Origin of the sequence: Amycolatopsis deserti (assembly GCF_014653945.1) — a bacterium.
In the GTDB taxonomy this organism is placed as follows: domain Bacteria; phylum Actinomycetota; class Actinomycetes; order Mycobacteriales; family Pseudonocardiaceae; genus Amycolatopsis_E; species Amycolatopsis_E deserti.
Window position 1 is genome coordinate 465,232 of sequence record NZ_BNAU01000002.1, and the last position, 19,000, is coordinate 484,231.

20 protein-coding genes are annotated in these 19,000 nt (G+C 72.5%); 14 read left to right on the forward strand and 6 right to left on the reverse strand.

The window, feature by feature from the left end:
* Positions 1–65: 65 nt before the first annotated feature.
* From IE290_RS10670 to IE290_RS10700, 7 genes are all read left to right on the forward strand, one after another.
* Positions 66–1,301, forward strand: coding sequence for a M20 family metallopeptidase (locus IE290_RS10670; protein WP_229874388.1), 1,236 nt, complete (start codon positions 66–68; stop codon positions 1,299–1,301).
* Positions 1,294–2,115, forward strand: coding sequence for an IclR family transcriptional regulator (locus IE290_RS10675; RefSeq protein ID WP_191244391.1), 822 nt, complete (start codon positions 1,294–1,296; stop codon positions 2,113–2,115). Before IE290_RS10670 ends, IE290_RS10675 begins: the two co-directional genes overlap by 8 nt.
* 97 nt (positions 2,116–2,212) lie before the next feature.
* Complete coding sequence (locus tag IE290_RS10680; RefSeq protein ID WP_268246347.1) at positions 2,213–2,842, forward strand: SDR family NAD(P)-dependent oxidoreductase; 630 nt, start codon at positions 2,213–2,215, stop codon at positions 2,840–2,842.
* A gap of 44 nt (positions 2,843–2,886) precedes the next feature.
* Entirely contained in the window at positions 2,887–3,843 is a 957-nt protein-coding gene (locus IE290_RS10685) for a thiamine pyrophosphate-dependent dehydrogenase E1 component subunit alpha (protein ID WP_191244392.1), read from the forward strand.
* Positions 3,836–4,819, forward strand: a complete 984-nt coding sequence (locus IE290_RS10690; protein ID WP_191244393.1) for an alpha-ketoacid dehydrogenase subunit beta — start codon at positions 3,836–3,838, stop codon at positions 4,817–4,819. The genes IE290_RS10685 and IE290_RS10690 overlap by 8 nt, the downstream gene beginning before the upstream one ends.
* A gap of 8 nt (positions 4,820–4,827) precedes the next feature.
* Positions 4,828–5,634: an acetoacetate decarboxylase family protein gene (locus IE290_RS10695; RefSeq protein WP_191244394.1), complete on the forward strand. Its 807-nt coding sequence runs from the start codon at positions 4,828–4,830 to the stop codon at positions 5,632–5,634.
* Positions 5,635–5,641: 7 nt separating this feature from the next.
* Positions 5,642–6,949: an MFS transporter gene (locus tag IE290_RS10700; RefSeq protein WP_191244395.1), complete on the forward strand. Its 1,308-nt coding sequence runs from the start codon at positions 5,642–5,644 to the stop codon at positions 6,947–6,949.
* Positions 6,950–6,994: 45 nt separating this feature from the next.
* Here IE290_RS10700 and IE290_RS10705 read toward each other — a convergent pair whose 3' ends face one another.
* On the reverse strand, positions 6,995–7,828 hold the full coding sequence (locus IE290_RS10705; RefSeq protein WP_191244396.1) for an SDR family NAD(P)-dependent oxidoreductase: 834 nt from the start codon (positions 7,826–7,828) through the stop codon (positions 6,995–6,997).
* A 244-nt stretch (positions 7,829–8,072) separates the two neighbouring features.
* Here IE290_RS10705 and IE290_RS10710 point away from each other — a divergent pair, with 244 nt between their 5' ends.
* Positions 8,073–8,849, forward strand: a complete 777-nt coding sequence (locus IE290_RS10710) for an SDR family oxidoreductase (protein ID WP_191244397.1) — start codon at positions 8,073–8,075, stop codon at positions 8,847–8,849.
* A 186-nt stretch (positions 8,850–9,035) separates the two neighbouring features.
* On the opposite strand, the gene IE290_RS10715 is transcribed toward IE290_RS10710, so the two are convergent.
* Positions 9,036–9,905, reverse strand: coding sequence for a helix-turn-helix domain-containing protein (locus IE290_RS10715; protein WP_229874494.1), 870 nt, complete (start codon positions 9,903–9,905; stop codon positions 9,036–9,038).
* 89 nt (positions 9,906–9,994) lie between these two features.
* A complete protein-coding gene (locus tag IE290_RS37790) occupies positions 9,995–10,393 on the reverse strand; it encodes a hypothetical protein (RefSeq protein ID WP_229874390.1) in 399 nt (132 codons plus the stop codon).
* A 253-nt stretch (positions 10,394–10,646) separates the two neighbouring features.
* Here IE290_RS37790 and IE290_RS10730 point away from each other — a divergent pair, with 253 nt between their 5' ends.
* The gene (locus tag IE290_RS10730; protein WP_191244398.1) at positions 10,647–12,122 is read left to right on the forward strand and encodes a glutamate-cysteine ligase family protein; all 1,476 of its coding nucleotides are present in this window, start codon (positions 10,647–10,649) and stop codon (positions 12,120–12,122) included.
* 13 nt (positions 12,123–12,135) lie between these two features.
* Here the strand turns inward: IE290_RS10730 and ptsP are convergent, their stop codons facing one another.
* Genes ptsP through IE290_RS10745 form a run of 3 tightly spaced genes read right to left on the reverse strand, consistent with a single transcriptional unit; the run spans position 12,136 to position 14,948 of the window.
* A complete protein-coding gene (gene ptsP, locus IE290_RS10735; protein WP_191244399.1) occupies positions 12,136–13,731 on the reverse strand; it encodes a phosphoenolpyruvate--protein phosphotransferase in 1,596 nt (531 codons plus the stop codon).
* A 12-nt stretch (positions 13,732–13,743) separates the two neighbouring features.
* Entirely contained in the window at positions 13,744–14,685 is a 942-nt protein-coding gene (locus tag IE290_RS10740) for a sugar-binding transcriptional regulator (protein WP_191244400.1), read from the reverse strand.
* Positions 14,685–14,948 carry an HPr family phosphocarrier protein gene (locus IE290_RS10745; protein WP_191244401.1) on the reverse strand — a complete coding sequence of 88 codons (264 nt, stop codon included), beginning with the start codon at positions 14,946–14,948 and terminating at the stop codon, positions 14,685–14,687. The genes IE290_RS10740 and IE290_RS10745 overlap by 1 nt, the downstream gene beginning before the upstream one ends.
* A gap of 128 nt (positions 14,949–15,076) precedes the next feature.
* On the opposite strand from IE290_RS10745, the gene srlA reads away from it, so the two are divergent.
* From srlA to IE290_RS10770, 5 genes are all read left to right on the forward strand, one after another.
* Positions 15,077–15,712 (forward strand): PTS glucitol/sorbitol transporter subunit IIC, encoded by a 636-nt coding sequence (gene srlA / locus IE290_RS10750; protein WP_229874391.1) that lies wholly within the window; start codon positions 15,077–15,079, stop codon positions 15,710–15,712.
* Positions 15,709–16,734: a PTS glucitol/sorbitol transporter subunit IIB gene (srlE, locus tag IE290_RS10755; RefSeq protein ID WP_191244402.1), complete on the forward strand. Its 1,026-nt coding sequence runs from the start codon at positions 15,709–15,711 to the stop codon at positions 16,732–16,734. The genes srlA and srlE overlap by 4 nt, the downstream gene beginning before the upstream one ends.
* Before the next feature lie 10 nt (positions 16,735–16,744).
* Positions 16,745–17,122 carry a PTS glucitol/sorbitol transporter subunit IIA gene (locus IE290_RS10760; protein ID WP_191244403.1) on the forward strand — a complete coding sequence of 126 codons (378 nt, stop codon included), beginning with the start codon at positions 16,745–16,747 and terminating at the stop codon, positions 17,120–17,122.
* Positions 17,119–17,508 carry a transcriptional regulator GutM gene (locus IE290_RS10765; RefSeq protein WP_191244404.1) on the forward strand — a complete coding sequence of 130 codons (390 nt, stop codon included), beginning with the start codon at positions 17,119–17,121 and terminating at the stop codon, positions 17,506–17,508. Before IE290_RS10760 ends, IE290_RS10765 begins: the two co-directional genes overlap by 4 nt.
* A gap of 178 nt (positions 17,509–17,686) precedes the next feature.
* Positions 17,687–18,988 (forward strand): NAD(P)H-dependent oxidoreductase, encoded by a 1,302-nt coding sequence (locus tag IE290_RS10770; RefSeq protein WP_191244405.1) that lies wholly within the window; start codon positions 17,687–17,689, stop codon positions 18,986–18,988.
* Positions 18,989–19,000 lie beyond the last annotated feature (12 nt).

The following is a 19,000-nucleotide window of genomic DNA, read 5'->3' on the forward strand; positions in this document are numbered from 1 at the left end:
CTCTGATGCAATGGGCGCCTCCGGGGCCGCACAGTGTCGGCCAGCCGAGGAAGCAGGAGGTGACCATGCGACCGACCGACGCCGACGTGACGGCCCGGGTCGACGCCCTGGCCGAGGACATGCTGTCCTTCCTGGCCGCCACCGTGCGGGACCCGAGCGAGAGCGGGTGGGAGGACCGGGTCACCGGCCGGTACGCCGACTGGTTCACCGCCCGCGACTGGCCGGTGACGCGGCAGCCGCTCGAGGAGGCCTCCGGGGAGCCGCGGGCCGCGCAGCGGGAGAACCTGATCGCCTGGTACCCGGGCCGTCGTGGGCTGCCGTGCGTGGTCCTCAACGGCCACGTCGACGTGGTGCCCGCGGGTGAGGAGCAGGCGTGGTCCCGGCTGCCCTACTCCGGTGACCGGGACGGTGGCCTGGTGCACGGGCGCGGCTCGGTCGACATGAAGGGCGGCATCGCGGCCGGGCTGTACGCGCTCGCCGCGCTCGGCGAGGCCGGGGTGGACCTGCCGTTCGACGTGGCGGTGCAGCTGGTCGTCGCCGAGGAGACCACCGGGGCGGGCACGCGGGCGGCGGTGCGCGAGGTGCCGGACCCGGCGGCCGCGCTGGTGCTGGAGCCCACCGGCGGGGCGATCGTGCCGGTCAGCACCGGTCTGCTGTTCTTCACCGTCGAGGTCACCGGCGTCGCCGCGCACACCTCCGCCCCGTGGCGCGGGGTGGACGCGTTCGACAAGCTGATCCGGGTCCGCGAGGCGCTGGCCGAGCTGGCGCGCAAACGCGGCGCCGCCTACCGGCACCCGCTGTTCGCCGATGTGCCGACCGCGATCCCGTTCGCGATCGGCACCGCCCGGGCGGGCAGCTGGCGCGCGGCGGTGCCCGACCACGCGACCATGTCCGGGCGGATCGGGCTGATGCCCGGCGAGCCTCCGGCCGAGCTGCGCCGGGAGGTGGAGCGCGTGCTCGCGGAGGTCGCCGCGACCGACGACTGGCTGCGGGACCACCCGCCGTCCGTGCGGTGGGACCACGAGGGCCTGCCCGGGTGGGAGACCCCGGCCGACCACCCGCTGATCACCGCCCTGCGGTCCGCGCAGCGGGAGTGCACCGGCGCGGAGTCGCTGACCGGCTTCACGGCCGGCTCCGACGCCGCGTACTTCGGCGCCCGGGGCGTGCCGACGGCGATCTTCGGCCCCGGCGACGTGACCCGGGCGCACGCGCCGGACGAGTGCGTGGTCGAAGCGGACGTGGTGCGGGCCGCCAAGGTGCTGGCGCTGACCCTGGCCAGGCTGGTGGTGCGCGATGGGTGAGCAGCGCACGACCGTGCTGCACACGCTGGAGCGCGGCCTGCAGGTGCTGGAGGCGGTGGCGGCCGCCGACGGGACCGCCACCGCGAAGGTGCTCGGGCGGCAGCTCGGCATCAAGATCGGCACCTGCTACCACCTGCTGCGCACGCTGGTCGCCAGCGGGCACGTGGTCCGGCTGCCCGGCGGGTACTACGACGTGGGCCCGAAGGCGGCGTCGCTGAGCCGGCACCTGCAACGGCGGTCCGGGCCCTCCCCGGAGCTCGCGGTCATCCTCACGCGCCTGCACAACAAGACGCGCGAGACGTCCTACATCTCCGGCTGGAACCACGGCACGCTGATCCTCCAGCACTACATCTCGGGCCTGCACACGCTGTCCGTGGGCAACCTCGACGTCGGCTACACCGGGCACATGCACGCCCGCGCCTCCTGCAAGGCGGTGCTGGCGTTCCTGCCGGAGGAGCAGGTCGCCGCGATGTTCGCGGGTGTGCCGCTGGAGGCGGTCACCGCGCACACGATCACCGACTTCGACGCGCTGACCGTGGACCTGGCCACCTCCCGCCGCCGCGGCTACGCACTGGACCTGGAGGAGTTCAGCGACGGCGTCTGCTGCGTGTCCGCGCCGTTCTTCGGCGAGAACGGGATGCCGGCCGGGGCGTTCACCGTGTCCGTGCCGCAGTCGCGGTTCACCGAGCGGCGGTCGTGGCTGATCGCGGAGGTGCGGGAGGCGGCGGCGATGGCGACCGGGCTGCTGCGCACCGGCCGGCTCACCGTGCCCTCGCCCGACGCACCACCGCGCACCGACCGGGAGGTCTCGTGAGGACACTGGACTCCGCCCGCGCGGTGGTCACCGGCGCCGGCCGCGGGATCGGCCGGGCGATCGCGGTGCGGCTGGCGGCCTCCGGGCGTCGGTGGCGGTGGTGGACGCCGACCTCGGCGGCGAGGTCGTGCCGGAGGTCGCCGCCCAGGGTGTGGACGTGATGGGCCTGCGGTGCGACGTGACCGACCCGGCCGCGGTGGACGCGGCGATCGGCGCGGTGCTCGACGCGTGGGGCGGGGTGGACGTGCTGGTCTGCAACGCCGGTGGCGGCACCGGCCCGATCCACGGCAACCGCGCGTCCGAAGTGGACCTCGGCGAGCTGGAGGCCGTGCTGCGGCTCAACCTGTACGGCACGATCCACTGCTGCCGGGCCGTCGTCGCGCCGATGCGGGCGCAGGGCCGCGGCAGCATCGTCACGATGAGCTCGATCAACGGGCTCGCGCCCACCGCGGACGGCGGCTACGCCCACTACGGCGTCGCCAAGGCGGCAGTGGCGCACTACACCCGCTACCTCGCACGTGAGCTCCGCCCGCACGGGATCCGGGTCAACTCCGTCACCCCCGGCCCGATCGGCACCGACCGGTTGCGCGCCCGCTACGCCGAAGCCGGCGAAGACCTCGCAGCGGCCGGCGAACCCGGCGACGTCGCCGGAGTCGTGGAGTTCCTGGCCGGGCCCGCCGCCCGGCACGTCAGCGGGCAGGTTCTCACCGTCGACGGCGGCGCCTGAACCGCCCTTTCCCCAACCGTCCGAAAAGGAGAGTGGGTACCCCCATGCCCGAAACAGCGGCACTGCTGGCCCATCTGGAGTCGATGCGGCGCATCCGGTCCTTCGAGGAGGAGGTCACACGCCTGCGCGCGAGCGGCGACATCGTCGGCTCGGTGCACCTGTGCAACGGCCAGGAAGCGATCTACACCGGCGCGTGCGCCGCGCTCGACCTCACCCGCGACGCCGTGTTCCCCACCTACCGGGGCCACGGCTGGACACTGGCCTGCGGCGCGCCGCCCCGCGCCCTGTTCGCCGAGCTGCTCGGCCGCGCCACCGGGATCAACGGCGGCCGGGGCGGCTCGGCCTACCTCACCGCGCCGGAGTACGGGATGTACGGCGAGAACTCCATCGTCGGGGCGGGCGCACCGATCGCCGCGGGCGCCGCGCTGGCCGCCACGTTCGACGGGTCCGGCCGGGTGGCGCTGGCCGCGTTCGGCGACGGCGCGATGAACCAGGGCGCGGTGCACGAGGCGATGAACTTCGCCGCCGTCCGGTCGCTGCCGGTGATCTTCCTGGTGGAGAACAACCACTACTCCGAGCTCACCCCGATCGCCGACATGGTGCGTGTGGACCGGTTGTTCAAGCGTGCCTCCGCCTACGGGTTCCCCGGCGCGCGCATCGACGGCAATGACCCCGAGGCGGTGCGGCAGGCCGTGGCCGAGGCCGTCCGCCGCGCCCGGTCCGGCGCGGGCCCGGTGCTATTGGAGGCGATGACCCAGCGGATCGTCGGCCACTACATCGGCGACGCGCAGCACTACCGCCCCGCCGGCGACCTGGACGCCGCGCTCGCCGCGGAACCGATCGGCAGGCTGACCCGCGAACTGCTCGCCCTCGGCGTCGCCCAGTCCGAACTGGACGAACTCACCGCGCGCGTGGACCGCGAGATCGCCGACGCCTCCGCCCGCGCCCTGGCCGATCCCCTCGCCGACCCCTCGACCGTTCTGGAGCACCTGTATGCCTGAGACGAAGAACCTCTCCTACGCCGAATCCGTCAACGCCGCGCTGCGCCGCGCGCTCGCCGAACGGCCGGAAGCCCTGCTGTTCGGTGAGGACGTCGGCGCTCCCGGTGGGGTGTTCGGCGTGACGAAGGGACTGCGCAAGGAGTTCGGCGACCGCGTGTTCGACACCCCGATCTCGGAGTCGGCCATCCTCGGCGGCGCGGTGGGGGCCGCGATGTTCGGGCGCCGTCCGATCGCGGAGATCATGTGGGCCGACTTCTCCCTGGTCGCGTTCGACCAGCTGGTCAACCAGGCCGCCAACGTCCGCTACGTCTCGCGTGGCGCGCTGTCCGCGCCGCTGACCGTGCGCACCCAGCAGGGCAACGCGCCCGGCGCGTGCGCGCAGCATTCGCAGTCGCTGGAGGCGCTCTTCGCCCACGTACCCGGGCTGCGGGTGTGCCTGCCGACCACCCACCAGGACGCCTACGACCTGCTGCTGTCCGCGATCTGGTGCGACGACCCGGTGATCGTGATCGAGAACCGCACGCTCTACCACGCGGGCAAGCAGGAGGTCCGGCTCGGCGGCGAGGTGCGGCCGATCGGGGGCGCGGCCGTGCGCCGGCCCGGCCGGGACGTCACGGTCCTCACCTGGGGCGCGCTGCAGCACCGGGTCCTGGAAGCCGCGGACCGGCTCGCCGCCGACGGCATCGAGGCCGAAGTGATGGACGCCCGCTGGGTCCGCCCGCTCGACCTGGACACCGTGCTGGCCAGCGTGCGCCGCACCGGGCGGCTGGTGGTCGCTCACGAGGCGCACACCGTCGGTGGGGTGGGCGGCGAGGTGGTCGCCGCCGTCGCCGAGGCGGGGGTGCCGCTGCGCTGCCCGCCGGTGCGGGTCGGCACGCCCGACGCCCGCATCCCGGCCGCGCCGGGACTCGCCGCCGCCGTGATCCCGTCTGCCGAGGTGATCGCCGAAGCCATCACCAAGTCCGTGCGCGCCTAGGAGGAACCGTGACCGAACCCGTCGTCGCCATGCCCCCGTTCGCGCCGCTGTACGGCGTGGGCACCGAGTCGGTGCGGCTGCGCTGGCTCACCCTCGAGTACCGCACCGATCCGCAGGCCGTGGCGAGCCTGCTTCCCGCGCCGCTGGCGGCGACGGCGGACCCGCTGGTCGGGATCTGGGTCGCCGAGTTCCTCGGCGCCGGGTTCCACCTGCCCGACGGCACCGTCGAGCAGCGGCCGCCGTACCTGCAGGCCGGGATCAGCGTGCGCTGCCACCGGCACGGCGAGGTCGGCGCCTACCCGCTCACGTTCTTCATCGAGGGCCTCAACCACGGGACCCTCGGCCGGGAGATCTTCGGGCTGCCCAAGAAGCAGGCCCGCGCCGTCACCCTCACCGAGGACGGCGGCGAGGTCACCGGCCGCATCGTCACCGCCAACGACATCGAGATCGTCACCGTCCGGGCGAGGGCCACTTCACCCGCCGGCCCGCTCGACCCGGTTCCCGCCTGGTTCGGCAACCACTTCGCGCTCAAGCTGATCCCCAGCGCGGAGGGCACCGGCTACGACATCAGCCGTCTGGTGCGGATCCCGTTCCGCACCTCCGAGCCGGGCGGCGCGTGGGACGGCACGGCCGAAGTGACCCTCCGGCCCTCCACCGCGGACCCCGTTCAGCTGCTGCCGTGCCGGGAGGTGGCCTCCGCCCGCTACGGCGGGATCCGCCTCGACATCGGCTTCGGCACCTACCTCGACCACGTCGACCACGTCCCCGTCGCGGGGACACCGCACTGGGGCAGCGTCGCCCCGGCAGGAGAGTGAGCACACCATGAGCATCCGGACCCAGTCGCAGGCCGGTACCGGCGCCGGCATCACGCCGGCGCAACGGAAATCGATCGTCGCCGCGTGCATCGGCAACTTCATCGAGTGGTACGAGTTCGTGCTGTACGGGTACTTCGCGTCCACGATCGCGAAGTTGTTCTTCCCCGCCGGTGACCCGACCGCGGCGCTGCTGCTGACGTTCGCGCTCTTCGGCGTGAGCTTCGTGGTGCGCCCCCTGGGCGGGGTGGTGTTCGGCCACATCGGAGACCGCTACGGCAGGCGCAGCGCGTTGTCGGCGATCATCCTGCTGATCTCGCTGGGCACCGCGTTGATGGCGCTGGTGCCGCCGTACGCCTCGATCGGGGTCGCCGCGCCGGTGCTGATCCTGGTGCTGCGCCTGGCGCAGGGCCTGTCCGCGGGCGGCGAGTGGACCGGGGCGGTGGCGTACGTGATCGAAACCGCCCCCGCCGGCCGGCGAGCGTACTACGGCAGCTGGCAGACGATCACGATCGTGCTCGGCATGATGGTGGCCAGCCTGTCCGCGCTGCTGTTCACCGAGGTGCTCTCCCCCGCCGCGCTGGAGTCGTGGGGCTGGCGGATCCCGTTCCTGATCGCGCTGCCGCTGGGCCTGATCGGGCTCTACATGCGACTGCGGCTGGACGAGTCGCCCGAGTTCGCGCGGGTGGCCGCCACCGGCGGGCACGAGCGAGCCCCGCTGCGCGCCACACTGCGGCACGACTGGCGCTCGATCCTGCGGATCGCCGCGCTGGTGTGCTCGCCGACGATGTGCACCTACGTCCTGCTCGTGTACGGGCCCACGTTCCTCACCACCGAGCTGGCCGTGCCCGCCGCGCAGGCGAAGCTGGCCGGGTTCGCCGCGATGGTCGTGATGATGGTGCTGACCGTGGTGTTCGCGCGCCTGTGCGACCGGATCGGGCGCAAGCCGTTCCTCATCGCCGGGGCGATCTGGGTCCTGGTCACCGCACCGCTGGGATTCCTGCTGCTGCACCGGTTGTCGTTCGGGTTCCTGGTGGCGGGCCTGGCGCTGGTGGTGATCGGCGAGGCGCTGATGCTGGCGCCGCAGCCGGCGATCTTCGCCGAGCTGTTCCCCACCGCCCGCCGGTACAGCGGGGTCGGCATCGGCTACAACATCGGCGTGGTGCTCTTCGGCGGCGCCGGCCCGCTGGTCGCCACCGCCATCGTGGAGGCGACGCAGAGCACCTACGCGCCCGCGGGGTACCTGGTGTTCGGCGCGCTGGTCAGTCTGATCGCGGCGGTCTTCACCCCGGAAACCCTGCGTTCCCGCTCGGCGTGAAGGCCCGGCCGCGGGCGGACCGGCTCCGGCCCGCCCGCGGCTCGCTCAGTCCTCGTGCGCGGTCGCGATGGACTTCGCGCGCCACGGCTCGGTGTCGTCGGCGATCCGGTCGACCTTGACCTGCCAGCGGTCGATCGCGTCGCGGCCGAGCAGCAGGTGCGTGGGCAGCTTGTCCTGGCCGGCGACCTCGTGGATCAGGGCCGCGCCCTTCACCGGGTCGCCCAGCTGGGTGTGGTTGGCCTCGCCGACCCAGTCCAGCGTCGCGTGCGCCGGGTTGCCGTCGTAGGCCGCAATCCGCTTGCCCGGCAAGGACAGCGAGCTGCCGTCGAGGAAGTCGGTGCGGAACACGCCCGGCTCGACGACCATGCTCTGGATCCCGAACAGCGCCAGCTCGACCGACAGCGCCTCGCTGATGCCGGCCACGGCGAACTTCGACGCGCTGTACATGCTCACCCCCGGCTCGCCCTCGAAACCCGACCGGGATCCGATGTGGACCAGCTTCCCGCCGCCCGCTTCACGCATGTAGGGCAGCACCGCGCGGGTGACGTTGATCAGCCCGAACACGTTGAGGTCGAACAGCGAGCGCGCCTCGGCGTCGCTGATTTCCTCCAGCGCGCCCAGCAGACCGCGGCCGGCGTTGTTGACCAGCACGTCGATCCCGCCGAACCGGTCCACCACGGACTCCACCGCCGGGGCGATCGCGGCCGTGTCGGTGACGTCCAGCGCGACCGGGAACACGCGGTCGGCGGTCTTGAGGTCGTCCGGGAGCCGGTCCGGGTCGCGGACCGCGACCGCCACCGTGTCCCCGCCGGCCAGTGCCGCGCGGGCGATCTCCGCACCGAGGCCGCGGGACGCGCCGGTGATCAGCCAAGTAGCCATGTCGTCGTCTCTCCTTCGCTTACGGGGGTTGTGCCATGCACTCAACCAGCGCCGAGCCGCGAACAGGGCGTCGAAAAGGGCCTCGCTCGTCCTGGGACAGAGTGGACCACCCGATCGCCGACGAGGTTGGGGGACCGGACTGTCCTCCGACAGCGGAGGCGCGGTTGCGGCCCCATTTCCGGCTTCCGGACTGGTTGTGTGAAGGCATCGGGACGAAAGCCCGCCAACCGGATAGGAAACCGTCATGTCACAGGTCATCGCCGGAACCCCGCTCGACGGACGCGTCGCCGTCGTCACTGGCGCCAGCAGCGGGATCGGGGCCGCCACGGCCGAACGGCTCGCGGCGCTGGGCGCGAAGGTCGCGGTCGCCGCGCGACGCAAGGAGAACCTCGACGAGCTGGCCGCCCGGATCACCGCCGCGGGCGGCACCGCGCTCGCCCTCCCGCTGGACGTCACCGACCGGCACGCCGTCACCGCGGCCGCCCGACGGGTTGCCGAGCGGCTGGGCCGGCCCGATCTGGTCGTCAGCAACGCCGGGGTACAGCTGATCTCCCCGATCGAGGACTTGAGGGTGGACGACTGGCAGCGCCAGATCGACCTCAACGTCACCGGCGTCATGAACGTCCTCGGCGCGTTCGTGCCACACCTGGTCGCGGCCGCGGCCGCGGGCGGCCCGGCCGATCTGATCAACACCTCGTCGATCGCCGCGGCCAGGATCCTGGAGAAGTTCTCCGTCTACTCCGGGACGAAGGCCTACCTCAGCCACTTCAGCCGCCTGGCGCGCGTCGAGCTGGGCCGCAAGATGGTGCGGGTGTCGGCGATCGAGCCGGGCATGGTCGACACCGAACTGCCCGACCACGTCACCGATCCCGACGCCAGCAAGCTGATGGCCGACCTGCTGCGCGACATCGAGTGCCTGAGCCCGGCCGACGTGGCCGAGACCATCGCGTTCATCACCGTGGCGCCCCGCCACGTCAACCTCAGCGAGATCACCATCTTGCCCACCGCCCAGGCGGTCTGAGCGGCTCCGAAAGCGCCGTCCGTCCTCTCTGGACGGCGCGCCGAGCAGCCGCCGCAACGCCGCGGTGTCGGCCCGGCGGCCGGCGGCGGGCGGCGGCCCGGCCCGGTTCATCCGGGACAACCCGGGCCACCCGACATGCGAACGGGCCCCGCCCCAGGTGGGGGCAGGGCCCGTCGCGCCGAGCGGTCAGCGCACCGGCAGCTCGCGGTCCTGTTTCTCGGTGCTGTTCCAGTTGGCCAGCAGCCGCATCGAGGTCTCCGACGCCGAGCCGGGTTCGGTGGTGTAGACGAACAGGACCTGGTCCGGGTCACCGGCCGGGTGGAGTGCCTGGTACTGCACCGTCAGGTCGCCGACCAGCGGGTGGTGGTAGCCCTTGGTCCCGGTGGTGCGCCGGTGCACCTTGTGGTCGGACCACCACTTCCGGAACTGTTCGGAGTGGATGGACAGATCACCGATCAAAGCCGCCAGCTGGGGATCGTCCGGGTAGCGGCCGGCATCCAGCCGCAACATGGCCACCGTGTCCGCGGCGACGGCCTCCCAGTCCTGGTACAGCTCACGCGCGTGCGGGTCGAAGAACACGAACCGCGCCTGGTTCCGGTCCGTGGCGGGAAGCGTCCGGAAGTCGGTGATCAGCGCCCCCGCGAGCCGGTTGTGCGCCAGCACGTCGAGCCGCCGCCCCAGCACGAACGCCGGCGAGTGCACCTCGTCCAGCATCTCCACCAGGCGCAACGTCGCCGGATCCACGCGCTGCGGCCGGGCGCGCCGCTTGCGCACCGCCGGTTCCGGGCGGCCCAGGTCCATCAGGTGCTGGCGCTCGGCGTCGTTCAGCCGCAGCGCGGTGGCCAGAGCGTCCAGCACCTCAGCCGAAGCGCTGCGGCTGCGCCCCTGCTCCAGGCGCGTGTAGTAGTCCACACTCACCCCGGCCAGCTGGGCGAGCTCCTCCCGGCGCAACCCGGGCACCCGGCGCCGCGCCGATTCACCGCCCAGGCCCAGCTCCTCGGGGCTGATCCGGGACCGGCAGGTCCGCAGGAACTCCGCCAGCTCACTGCTCTTCATGCCGTTCATGCCCCGATTCTGCCGGTTCCCGGTCGCACCGCGAGCGGTGAAGGTGGCCCACCTTGTCCCCCCGTCACTGAGCGCCTCCGCTACCGCTTCATGCAGACCATGGCGACCGGGCTCGCGGAACACGCCGCAGAGCCGACGCGCGCGCCGTGCCAGCCGGGGCGTTCGCTCGGTTCGACCACGGCCCGGTAGTCGCTGAGCTGCGGGTTTCCGGCGCCCTCGTAGGCGGACCTTGCCGGTGCGGAACGCGCCGGCCGCGCCGGCACCAGGCGCCGATCGGCGACCCGGACGGCCAGGTGCGCGCGTCGAGGAGCAGGGCCCGCACGGCCGAGGGCGGGCACGGTCGCCGGCCGCGTGTTCTCCTCCGCCGCGCTGCGGGGCACCCACCTCAGCGCCTCCCAGAACCACCGTGCGGTGGAGGCGCCGGTGCCGGTCAGCCAGTACAGCGCGATGGTGCCGATCTGCCGCACCAGGCCCGCCATCCGCTCTCGCCTAGCAGCCGGTCGCGGCTGCCGACCCAGCGGTTCAGCGTCGTCGGGCTCACGCCGAGTTCGTTCGCCAGAGCCTGCATTTTGGATCCGCGTTCCGCTGCGGAACTGCCGCCGCGCCAGCTGGACCGCGGCTTCTCGCCCGTTCGGCGTCGCCGGGCGCGCACCGTGGCCAGAGGCGCGGCCGCTCGTGTGCTGAACCGCCGGGCGATCGGTGGGACAATACGGGGGTCCTGCCGGAGGCCGCATGGGTGAGGAAGTCGAACAGCACACGTTCACCGGGGCCGATCGCACCCGGTACCGGGCCCGGTTGCGCCGCTGCCTGGACGCGTTCGCGCGCATGCTGCGCGAGTCGCACTTCGAGTTCGAGCGGCCGATGACCGGGCTGGAGATCGAGCTGAACCTGGTCGACGAGCACGGCGAGCCCACGATGTGCAACGCCAGGACGCTGGAGGCGATCGCCGACCCGGACTTCCAGACCGAGCTGGGCCAGTGGAACCTCGAGATCAACGTCTCGCCCCGCCGGCTGAACGGCGGCGGGGCGAAGACGTTCGAAGACGACGTGCGCGCCAGCCTCAACGCCGCCGAGGCGAACGCGAACCGCATCGGCGCCCACCTGATCATGATCGGCATCCTGCCCACCCTGCGGCAGGACCACCTGACCGGCGCGTCGCTCTCGCTGAACCCGCGGTACGCGCTGCTCAACGACCAGATCCTGGCCGAGCGGGGCGAGGACCTGCACATCGCCATCGACGGCGCGGAACGGTTGCGCACCACCTGCGACACGATCGTGCCCGAGGCGGCGTGCACCAGCACCCAGTTCCACCTGCAGGTCTCCCCCGCGCAGTTCCCGGCCTACTGGAACGCCGCGCAGGCCATCGCCGGGGTGCAGGTCGCCCTCGGCGCGAACTCGCCGTTCCTGCTCGGCAAGCACCTGTGGGCCGAGACCCGCATCGCCCTGTTCGAGCAGGCCACCGACACCCGCCGGGAAGAACTCAAGGCCCAGGGGGTGCGGCCCCGCGTGTGGTTCGGCGAGCGGTGGATCACCTCGATCTTCGACCTGTTCGAGGAGAACGCCCGGTACTTCTCGGCGCTGTTGCCCATCTGCTCCGAGGAGGACCCGTTCGAGGTGCTCGACCGGGGCGACACGCCGTCACTGCACGAACTGCGGTTGCACAACGGCACGATCTACCGCTGGAACCGGCCGATCTACGCGGTCACCCGGGACCGCTCGCACCTGCGCGTGGAGAACCGCGTCCTGCCCGCCGGGCCCACGGTCGTCGACACCATGGCCAACGGCGCGTTCTACTTCGGCCTCGTCCGCACCCTGGCCGAGCAGGAGCGTCCCATCTGGACGCAGATGTCGTTCAGCGCGGCGGAGGAGAACTTCCACACCTGCGCCCGCAACGGGATCGACGCCGCGATCTACTGGCCCGGCCTGGGCACGGTGCCGGTCGCCGAGCTGGTGCTGCGCAGGCTGCTGCCGATGGCCGACGAGGGACTGCGGAAATGGGACGTCGACGCCGATGAACGGGACCGGCTGCTGGGGATCATCGAGCAGCGTTGCCTCACCGGCACCACGGGCGCGACCTGGCAGCAACGCCGGTTCCACCGGCTGTTCGACACCACGGCGATGAACCGGTCCGACGCGCTGCGCTCCCTGGTCGCCGGCTACCGCGACCAGATGCACACCAACCAGCCGGTGCACAGCTGGCCGCCGTAGACACTCGCGCGGGTCAGGCGGCGAGCGCTAGACGCGCCTCGGTCTCGCAGTCGGCCAGGGTTGCCGCGGCCAGGGCGGCGCCGACCGGCCTGATGGCCGCCGCGTTCATGGACAGGCTCGTCATCCCCAGCCCGGCCAGCACCCGGGCCAGTCGCGGGTCGGCGGCGGCCTCGCCGCAGACCCCGGCCGGCTTGCCCGCCGCCCGCGCGGCGTCGCCGACCAGGGCGATCAGCCGGAGCAGCGCGGGCTGCCACGGGTCGTTCAGCCCGGCCACCGCGCCGAGCTGGCGGTCCGCCGCGAACGTGTACTGCGCGAGATCGTTGGTGCCCACCGAGACGAAGTCGGCCACCTCCAGGATCTCCCGCGCGGCCAGCGCCGCCGCCGGGACCTCGATCATCACCCCGGCCCGCGCGATTCCCGCGGCCCGCGCCCGCACGGTGAACCACGCGGCCTCCTCCGCGGTCGCCACCATCGGCGCCATCACCGACACCTCGGCGCCCGAATCCGCCGCCGCGCCCGCGATCGCCTCGAGCTGGCGGTCCAGCACCTCGGGCCGGTCGAACGCGATCCGCACACCCCGCACGCCCAGCGCGGGGTTCGGCTCGGGTTCCGGAGCCAGGAACGCCAGCGGCTTGTCGGCCCCGGCGTCGAGCGTGCGGACCACCACCGGCTTGCCGGCGAACGGTGCGAGCACCGCGGCGTAGGCGGCCCGCTGCTCGGCGACGGACGGCTCGGACGGCGCGTCCAGGTAGCAGAATTCGGTGCGGAACAACCCGACCCCTTCGGCACCGACTTCCGCGGCGGCGCGCGCGTCCGCGACGGAACCGACGTTGCCGAGGATCTTCACGCCGTGCCCGTCCGCGGTCGCGCCCACCCCGTTCCACTCCGCCGCCGCCCGCCGGTCCGCGGCCACCACCGGGGCACGCGGATCGGCCGGCTCGACCGTTCCGGCGTCGCCGTCGACGACGAGCGCCTCGGCGGCAAGGTCCAGCACCCCGCGCACCGCCACCACCGCCGGAATACCCAAGGCTCGCGCGAGGATCGCGGTGTGGCTGGTCGGCCCGCCCTGCTCGGTCACCAGCGCCAGCACCTGGGCCGGGTCGAGCCCGGCGGTGTCGGCCGGGGCGAGGTCACGCGCGACCAGCACGCTCGGCGACGACAGCTCCGGCACGCCCGGCGGCTCGACACCGAGCAGCTCGGCGACGATGCGGTCCCGCACGTCCTGGATGTCGCGCACGCGCTCGGCGAGGTACCCGCCGGCTGCGGCCAGTGACCGGGCGAACCCGTCGGCGGCCTCGTACACCGCTCGCGGCGCGGGCACCCCTTCGACGGTGACCAGCCGCTCGGCCTCGCCGACCAGTCCGGGGTCGTTCGCCATCGCGGCCGTGGTGAACAGGATGTCCGCCGCTTCGCCCTGCGCCGCAGCAGCGAGCTTTTCCAGCCGCCCGGCGACGGCCGCCGCGGCGGGGGCGATCCGGGCGGCGTCGGCCGCGGGATCGGCGGGCGCCGGGGTGCGCGGGGGCTCAGCCAGCGATTCGGCGACCCGCACCACGGGACCGCTCGCGCGTCCCGGGCTCACCGCGACCCCGGACAGCCTCGTTTCCAGCATGCACAACACCTTTCAGTCGAGCAGGGCGCGCGCCAGCGACTGGTCGCAGATCAGGACGTCGAGAACACCGGTCCGCAGGGCGCCCAGGGTGCCGCGCGCCTTTTCCGTTCCGGCCGCGACACCGGCCACCGTGGGGATGCCGGCCAGGTCGGCGAACGACGTGCTGATCACCCGGTCGTCCACCGGCCCGGGCACGGGCCGCCCGTCCGCGTCGAAGAACCGCGCGCAGAAGTCCCCCACCGGGTGGTGGCTTTCGAACTCGTCGCGTTCCGCCGGCGTCAGCTCCATGGCCGTGAGCAGGGCCGCCGAGGACCCCACGCCCACGCTGCCGATGCCGACCATCGCCACGTGCACCTTGCGCGCCCGGTCCAGAGCGTCCCGGATGGACGGTTCGGCGAGCAGGATGTCGCGCCCCGCCTTGGAAGTCAGCAACGCGGGCGCGTGCAGGAGCTGGAACCGGCCACCGAGCCGCGTGGCCAGGTCGCGGACCAGCTCCTCGCCGGTGATCGCCGATTCGACCGAGGACAGGCCGCCCACCAGCGGCAGCACCTCGACGTCGAGCACGCTTTCTTCGGGCACGTGCTGCACGACCGCCTGCAGGCTGCGCCCCCACGACACGCCGACCCGCTGTCCGGAGTGGAGGTTTTCCAGCAGCCAGCGCGCACCGAGCTCGCCCACGCGCGGCAGCGGCCGCTCGCCCGTGGCGTTCTCGGCCACCCGGCAGTCGCGCAACCCGAACCGGGCGGCGAGCTCACCTTCGGTGTCCAGGTCCCGTCCGGCGGGGTCGTTGATGCGGATCTGCACGATGCCGCGTTCCCTGGCCGCGGTCAGCATCCGCGACACGCTGGAGCGGCTCACCCCCAGCGTGTCGGCGATCTGGTGCTGCGAGCGGCCCTCCTCGTAGTACAGCCGCGCCGCCTTGACCAGCAGCTGCTGTTCCCGGGGCGGCGGCATCAGGCGTCCGGAGTGGACACCAGCCGGGACAGTTCGGCGAGTGTCGCGTCGGCGTTGTCGCCTTCGGCGCTGATCACGACCTCCTCGCCGTGGCCGATCGCCAGGCCCAGGACCGAAAGCATGCTGCGCGCGTCCACGGGGTCCGCGCCGGGCCGGGCGATCGAGACCGGTCCGCCGTGCCGGGCCGCGGCCTTGACGAACTGGCTCGCGGGACGGGCGTGCAGGCCGACCGGCGAGGCGATCCGGACTGTGATCTCAGGCATCTCGCTCCTTCGCGTTGGGGGTTGTGACCCGCTGGACCGGCATGTTACACACATCACTGTCAAACGTGAAGAAGCTTTGCACCTATGTGCAGACGCGTTTGGTCAGGGGGCCGACAAGGAGGAAAAACATGGCGGAGCTTGCTGTAATGGCGCAGCAGGCGGACACCGGGTCCAGTTCCGGTCCCCTCGGTGTCCTCGAGTGGCTCGGCAGCCACTTCATCGGGCTGTTCAACGCCTCCGGCGAGCAGTTCGTGAGCCTGGTGACCGGCATCCTGCCCACCCTGATCGTGCTGCTGACCGCGATGTACGCGATCACCACGTTCATCGGCGAGCAGCGCGTCACCAGAGCGGTCCAGTGGTCGGCGCGGTGGTGGATCACCCGCTACACGATCATGCCGGTCCTGGCCGTGCTCATGCTGACCAACCCGATGGCCTACTCGTTCGGCCGGTTCCTGCCCGAACGGCACAAACCGGCGTTCTACGACTCCGCGGTGTCGTTCGTGCACCCGGTGACCACGTTCTTCCCGTACGCCAACGCCGGTGAGCTGTTCGTCTGGCTGGGCGTGGCCAACGGCGTGGCCCAGCTCGGGCAGTCGACGGTGCCGCTGGCGCTGCGGTACTTCCTGGTCGGCATCGTGGTGATCTTCATCCGTGGTGTGGTGACCGAGCGGATCACCGCGTTCATGATCAAGCGAACCGGCCGGACCGAGGTCTTCGCGGACTTCGACCGGCAGTTCGAGGCGGCCAAGGGTGGTGCGAAATGACCGAAACCCACACCTCCCGCGCGGTGTTCGTCCGTCCCGGCGAGGGCGGCTGGGGCAAGGGCCTGCTGCTGCGGGTGGACGGCAAGCGGAACAAGGTCCTGTCGGTGACCGGCGGCGGTGTCCACCCGGTGGCGGCCCGGATCGCGGAGCTGACCGGCGCGGAGGCGGTCGACGGGTTCCACACCTCCGTACCCGACGACGAGGTGGTCGCCGCGGTCATCAACTGCGGTGGCACGGCGCGGATCGGGGTGTACCCGCGCAAGGGTCTGCCCACTGTGGACGTCTACCCGGGAGCCCCGGGCGGGCCGCTGGCGAAGTTCATCACCGAGGAGCTGTTCGTCTCCGCCGTCGGCGTGAAGGAAGTCGCCGAGGCGGACGGCGAGACAGGCACCGCGCCGCCGAAGGTGCCGCCGCGAGAAGAACGCCCGTCGGCGCGGGACGTCGCCGCGACGGTGACCGGCGGGCAGTCGACCGGGTTCGGGCGGGCGTTCGACTCGGTGTCCGGCGTGTTCGTGAAGTTCGGTTCGGGCGTCGGCGCGTTCGTGAACACGATGCTGGCCTCCGGACGGCAGACGGTCGAGCTGACGCTCACCACGATCCTGCCGTTCATGGCCTACGTCAGCCTGCTGCTGGGCATCGTGAACTACACCGGCATCGCCCGCGGCATCGCGAACGTGCTGTCCCCCATCGCGAGCAACCCGCTGGGGCTGGTCGTGATCTCGCTGGTGGTGTCGCTGCCGTTCCTGTCCCCCATCCTCGGGCCGGGTGCGGCGATCGCGCAGGTGGTCGGCACGCTGATGGGCAGCCAGATCGCGATCGGCGCGCTGCCGGTGCAGTACGCGCTGCCCACGCTGTTCGCGATCAACGGGCAGGTGGGCTGCGACTTCATCCCGGTGGGCCTGGCGCTGGGCGAGGCGAAACCGGAGACCGTCGCGGTCGGCACCCCCGCGGTGCTGATCAGCCGGTTGATCACGGCGCCGCTGGCGGTCATCATCGCCTGGGGCGCGAGCTTCGGACTGTGAGGTGTCGACGATGACGGTGTACTACGAGAGCACGATCCTGCGAGCCGGCGAGGAGGCGCAGGACATGGTGGACGGCGGGGTGGTGATCCTCTACGCCGATCCGATCCCGGACGCGCTGGAAAGCGTCAGCGTCGTGCATTCCCCGGCCGCCGGGCCGGAACGGGAGGTCCGGGTCGGCGACGTCTTCCGGCTCGGTGACGCGGAGATCGAGCTGACCGCGGTCGGTGAGCGCGCCCACGAGAACCTGCGGACGCTGGGGCACATCGTGGTCTACCTCAACCCGGACGAGGGCACGACCCTGCTGCCCGGCGCGGTGCACGGCAAGGGCACGGTGTCGCTGCCCGCCGCCGGGGCGAAGCTGTCACTCAGCGGCGGGAGTCCGACGTGACCTGGCAGGCCGCCGCGATCCTGGTCGCCGGGTTCGCGGTGGCGGGCTTCTTCAGCTACCGCCAGCACATGCGCTACGCCCGGGTGGTCAACCAGGTCGCCGCGGAGGAGAACCGCGCCGGCGTGTTGCTGGTGACCGGGCGCGCCAAGGGCAAGCTGCGCGGCGCGGTGGTCCTGCTGGTCGTCGACCGGCGGCGGGAGGCGGTGACCAGAGCCCTGGCGATGGAGGGTGCGTCGGTCTTCGCCCGCTTCCGGGAACGCCCGGAGCTGACCGGCCCGCTCGGCACGCTCGCCGACCGGGCGCCGTCGAAGGCGGTGGCCAAGGCGGTGGCCGACGCGCGGACGATGGTGTCCCGGCTGACCGCGGGACAACGCGCGGCAGCCTGAACAACGCAGAAAAAGAAAGGCCGGCTTCCCACGCGGGAAGCCGGCCTTTCTCGTGCTCTCACTGTGCACAAATGTGCAGACAACGCGAAGGGTTGTGCTGATTATCGCCGCCGTGGTACCAAGAAATCACTGGCGTGCAAATGAATTGCACATATGTGCAGACAGGGAAGGTGTCGCGATGAGCTACGTCGATCGGTTGCGAGCCCGGGAGCGCGAACTGGGCCGGCCGGTCCGCATCGGACTGGTGGGCGCCGGCCAGATGGGGCTGGGTTTCGTCGTGCAGGCCGCCCGGATCGACGGCATGGAGGTCGCCGCGATCGCCGACATCGCCCCGGAACGCGGGGTGCACGCGTTCGACCGCGCCGGGCGCGCCGGCGCGACCACCGACGGGGACCTGGCGAGCGCGGTCGCGCAGGGACGCCCCGTCGTGGTGGACGACGCGCTGGCCCTGACCCGCCTGCCGGTCGACGTGATCGTGGACGCCAGCGGCGTGCCCGAGGTCGGCGCCCGGGTCGCGTTCGCCGGATTGCTGGCGGGCAAGGACATCGCCCTGCTCAACGTCGAGTGCGACGTCACCGTCGGCCTGCTGCTGGCGCGGATGGCCGCCGGTCTCGGCCGCGTCTACACCGTGTGCCGCGGCGACGAACCGGTGGAGTGCAAGGCACTCGCCGACTACGTGCGCGACATCGGCTTCACCGTCGTCTGCGCGGGCAAGGGCAAGAACAACCCGCTCGACCCCACGGCCACGCCGGACTCGGTCGCCGCGGAGGCCGCGGCGAAGGGCATGAACCCGCACATGCTCGCCAGCTTCGTCGACGGCTCCAAGACCATGATCGAGATGGCCGCGCTCGCCAACGGCGTGGACCTCCGCGTGAGCCGCCGCGGCATGACCGGCCCCTACTCCACTGTGGACGATCTGGGGAAGATCTTCCGCCCCGCGGCCGACGGCGGGCAGCTGCCCGCGGCCGGTGTCGTGGACTACTGCACCGGTCCGGTCGCGCCGGGCGTGTTCGTGATCGGCCACAGCGACGATCCGGTGGTCATGGCGGAGATGGCCTACCTGGGCATGGGCCCCGGCCCGTACTACACGTTCTACCGGCCCTACCACCTGGCCAGCGTGGAAGCGCCGCTGTCGGTCGCCGAGGCGGTGCTCGACCGCACGGCCAGCCTGGCGCCGGTGGCGTGGAACGCGGAGGTGCTGGCCGTGGCCAAGCGGAACCTCGCGGCGGGCGAGCTGATCGACGGCATCGGCGGCGACACCGTCTACGGCATCACCGATTCCGCGGAGGCGGCGCGAGCGGGCGGCCACGTGCCGCTCGGCCTGGCCGCCGGCGCCCGCGTGCTGCGCGACGTGCCCGCCGGAACCGTGCTGACCACGGCGGACGTCGCCGTCGACGAGACCACCACGATCGCGTCCCTGCGGCGCCTGCAGGAGCGGCTCCTGCAGGGCGAGCCGGTGCGGGACCTGATCCCGGCCTGAAGGGGCACCGAC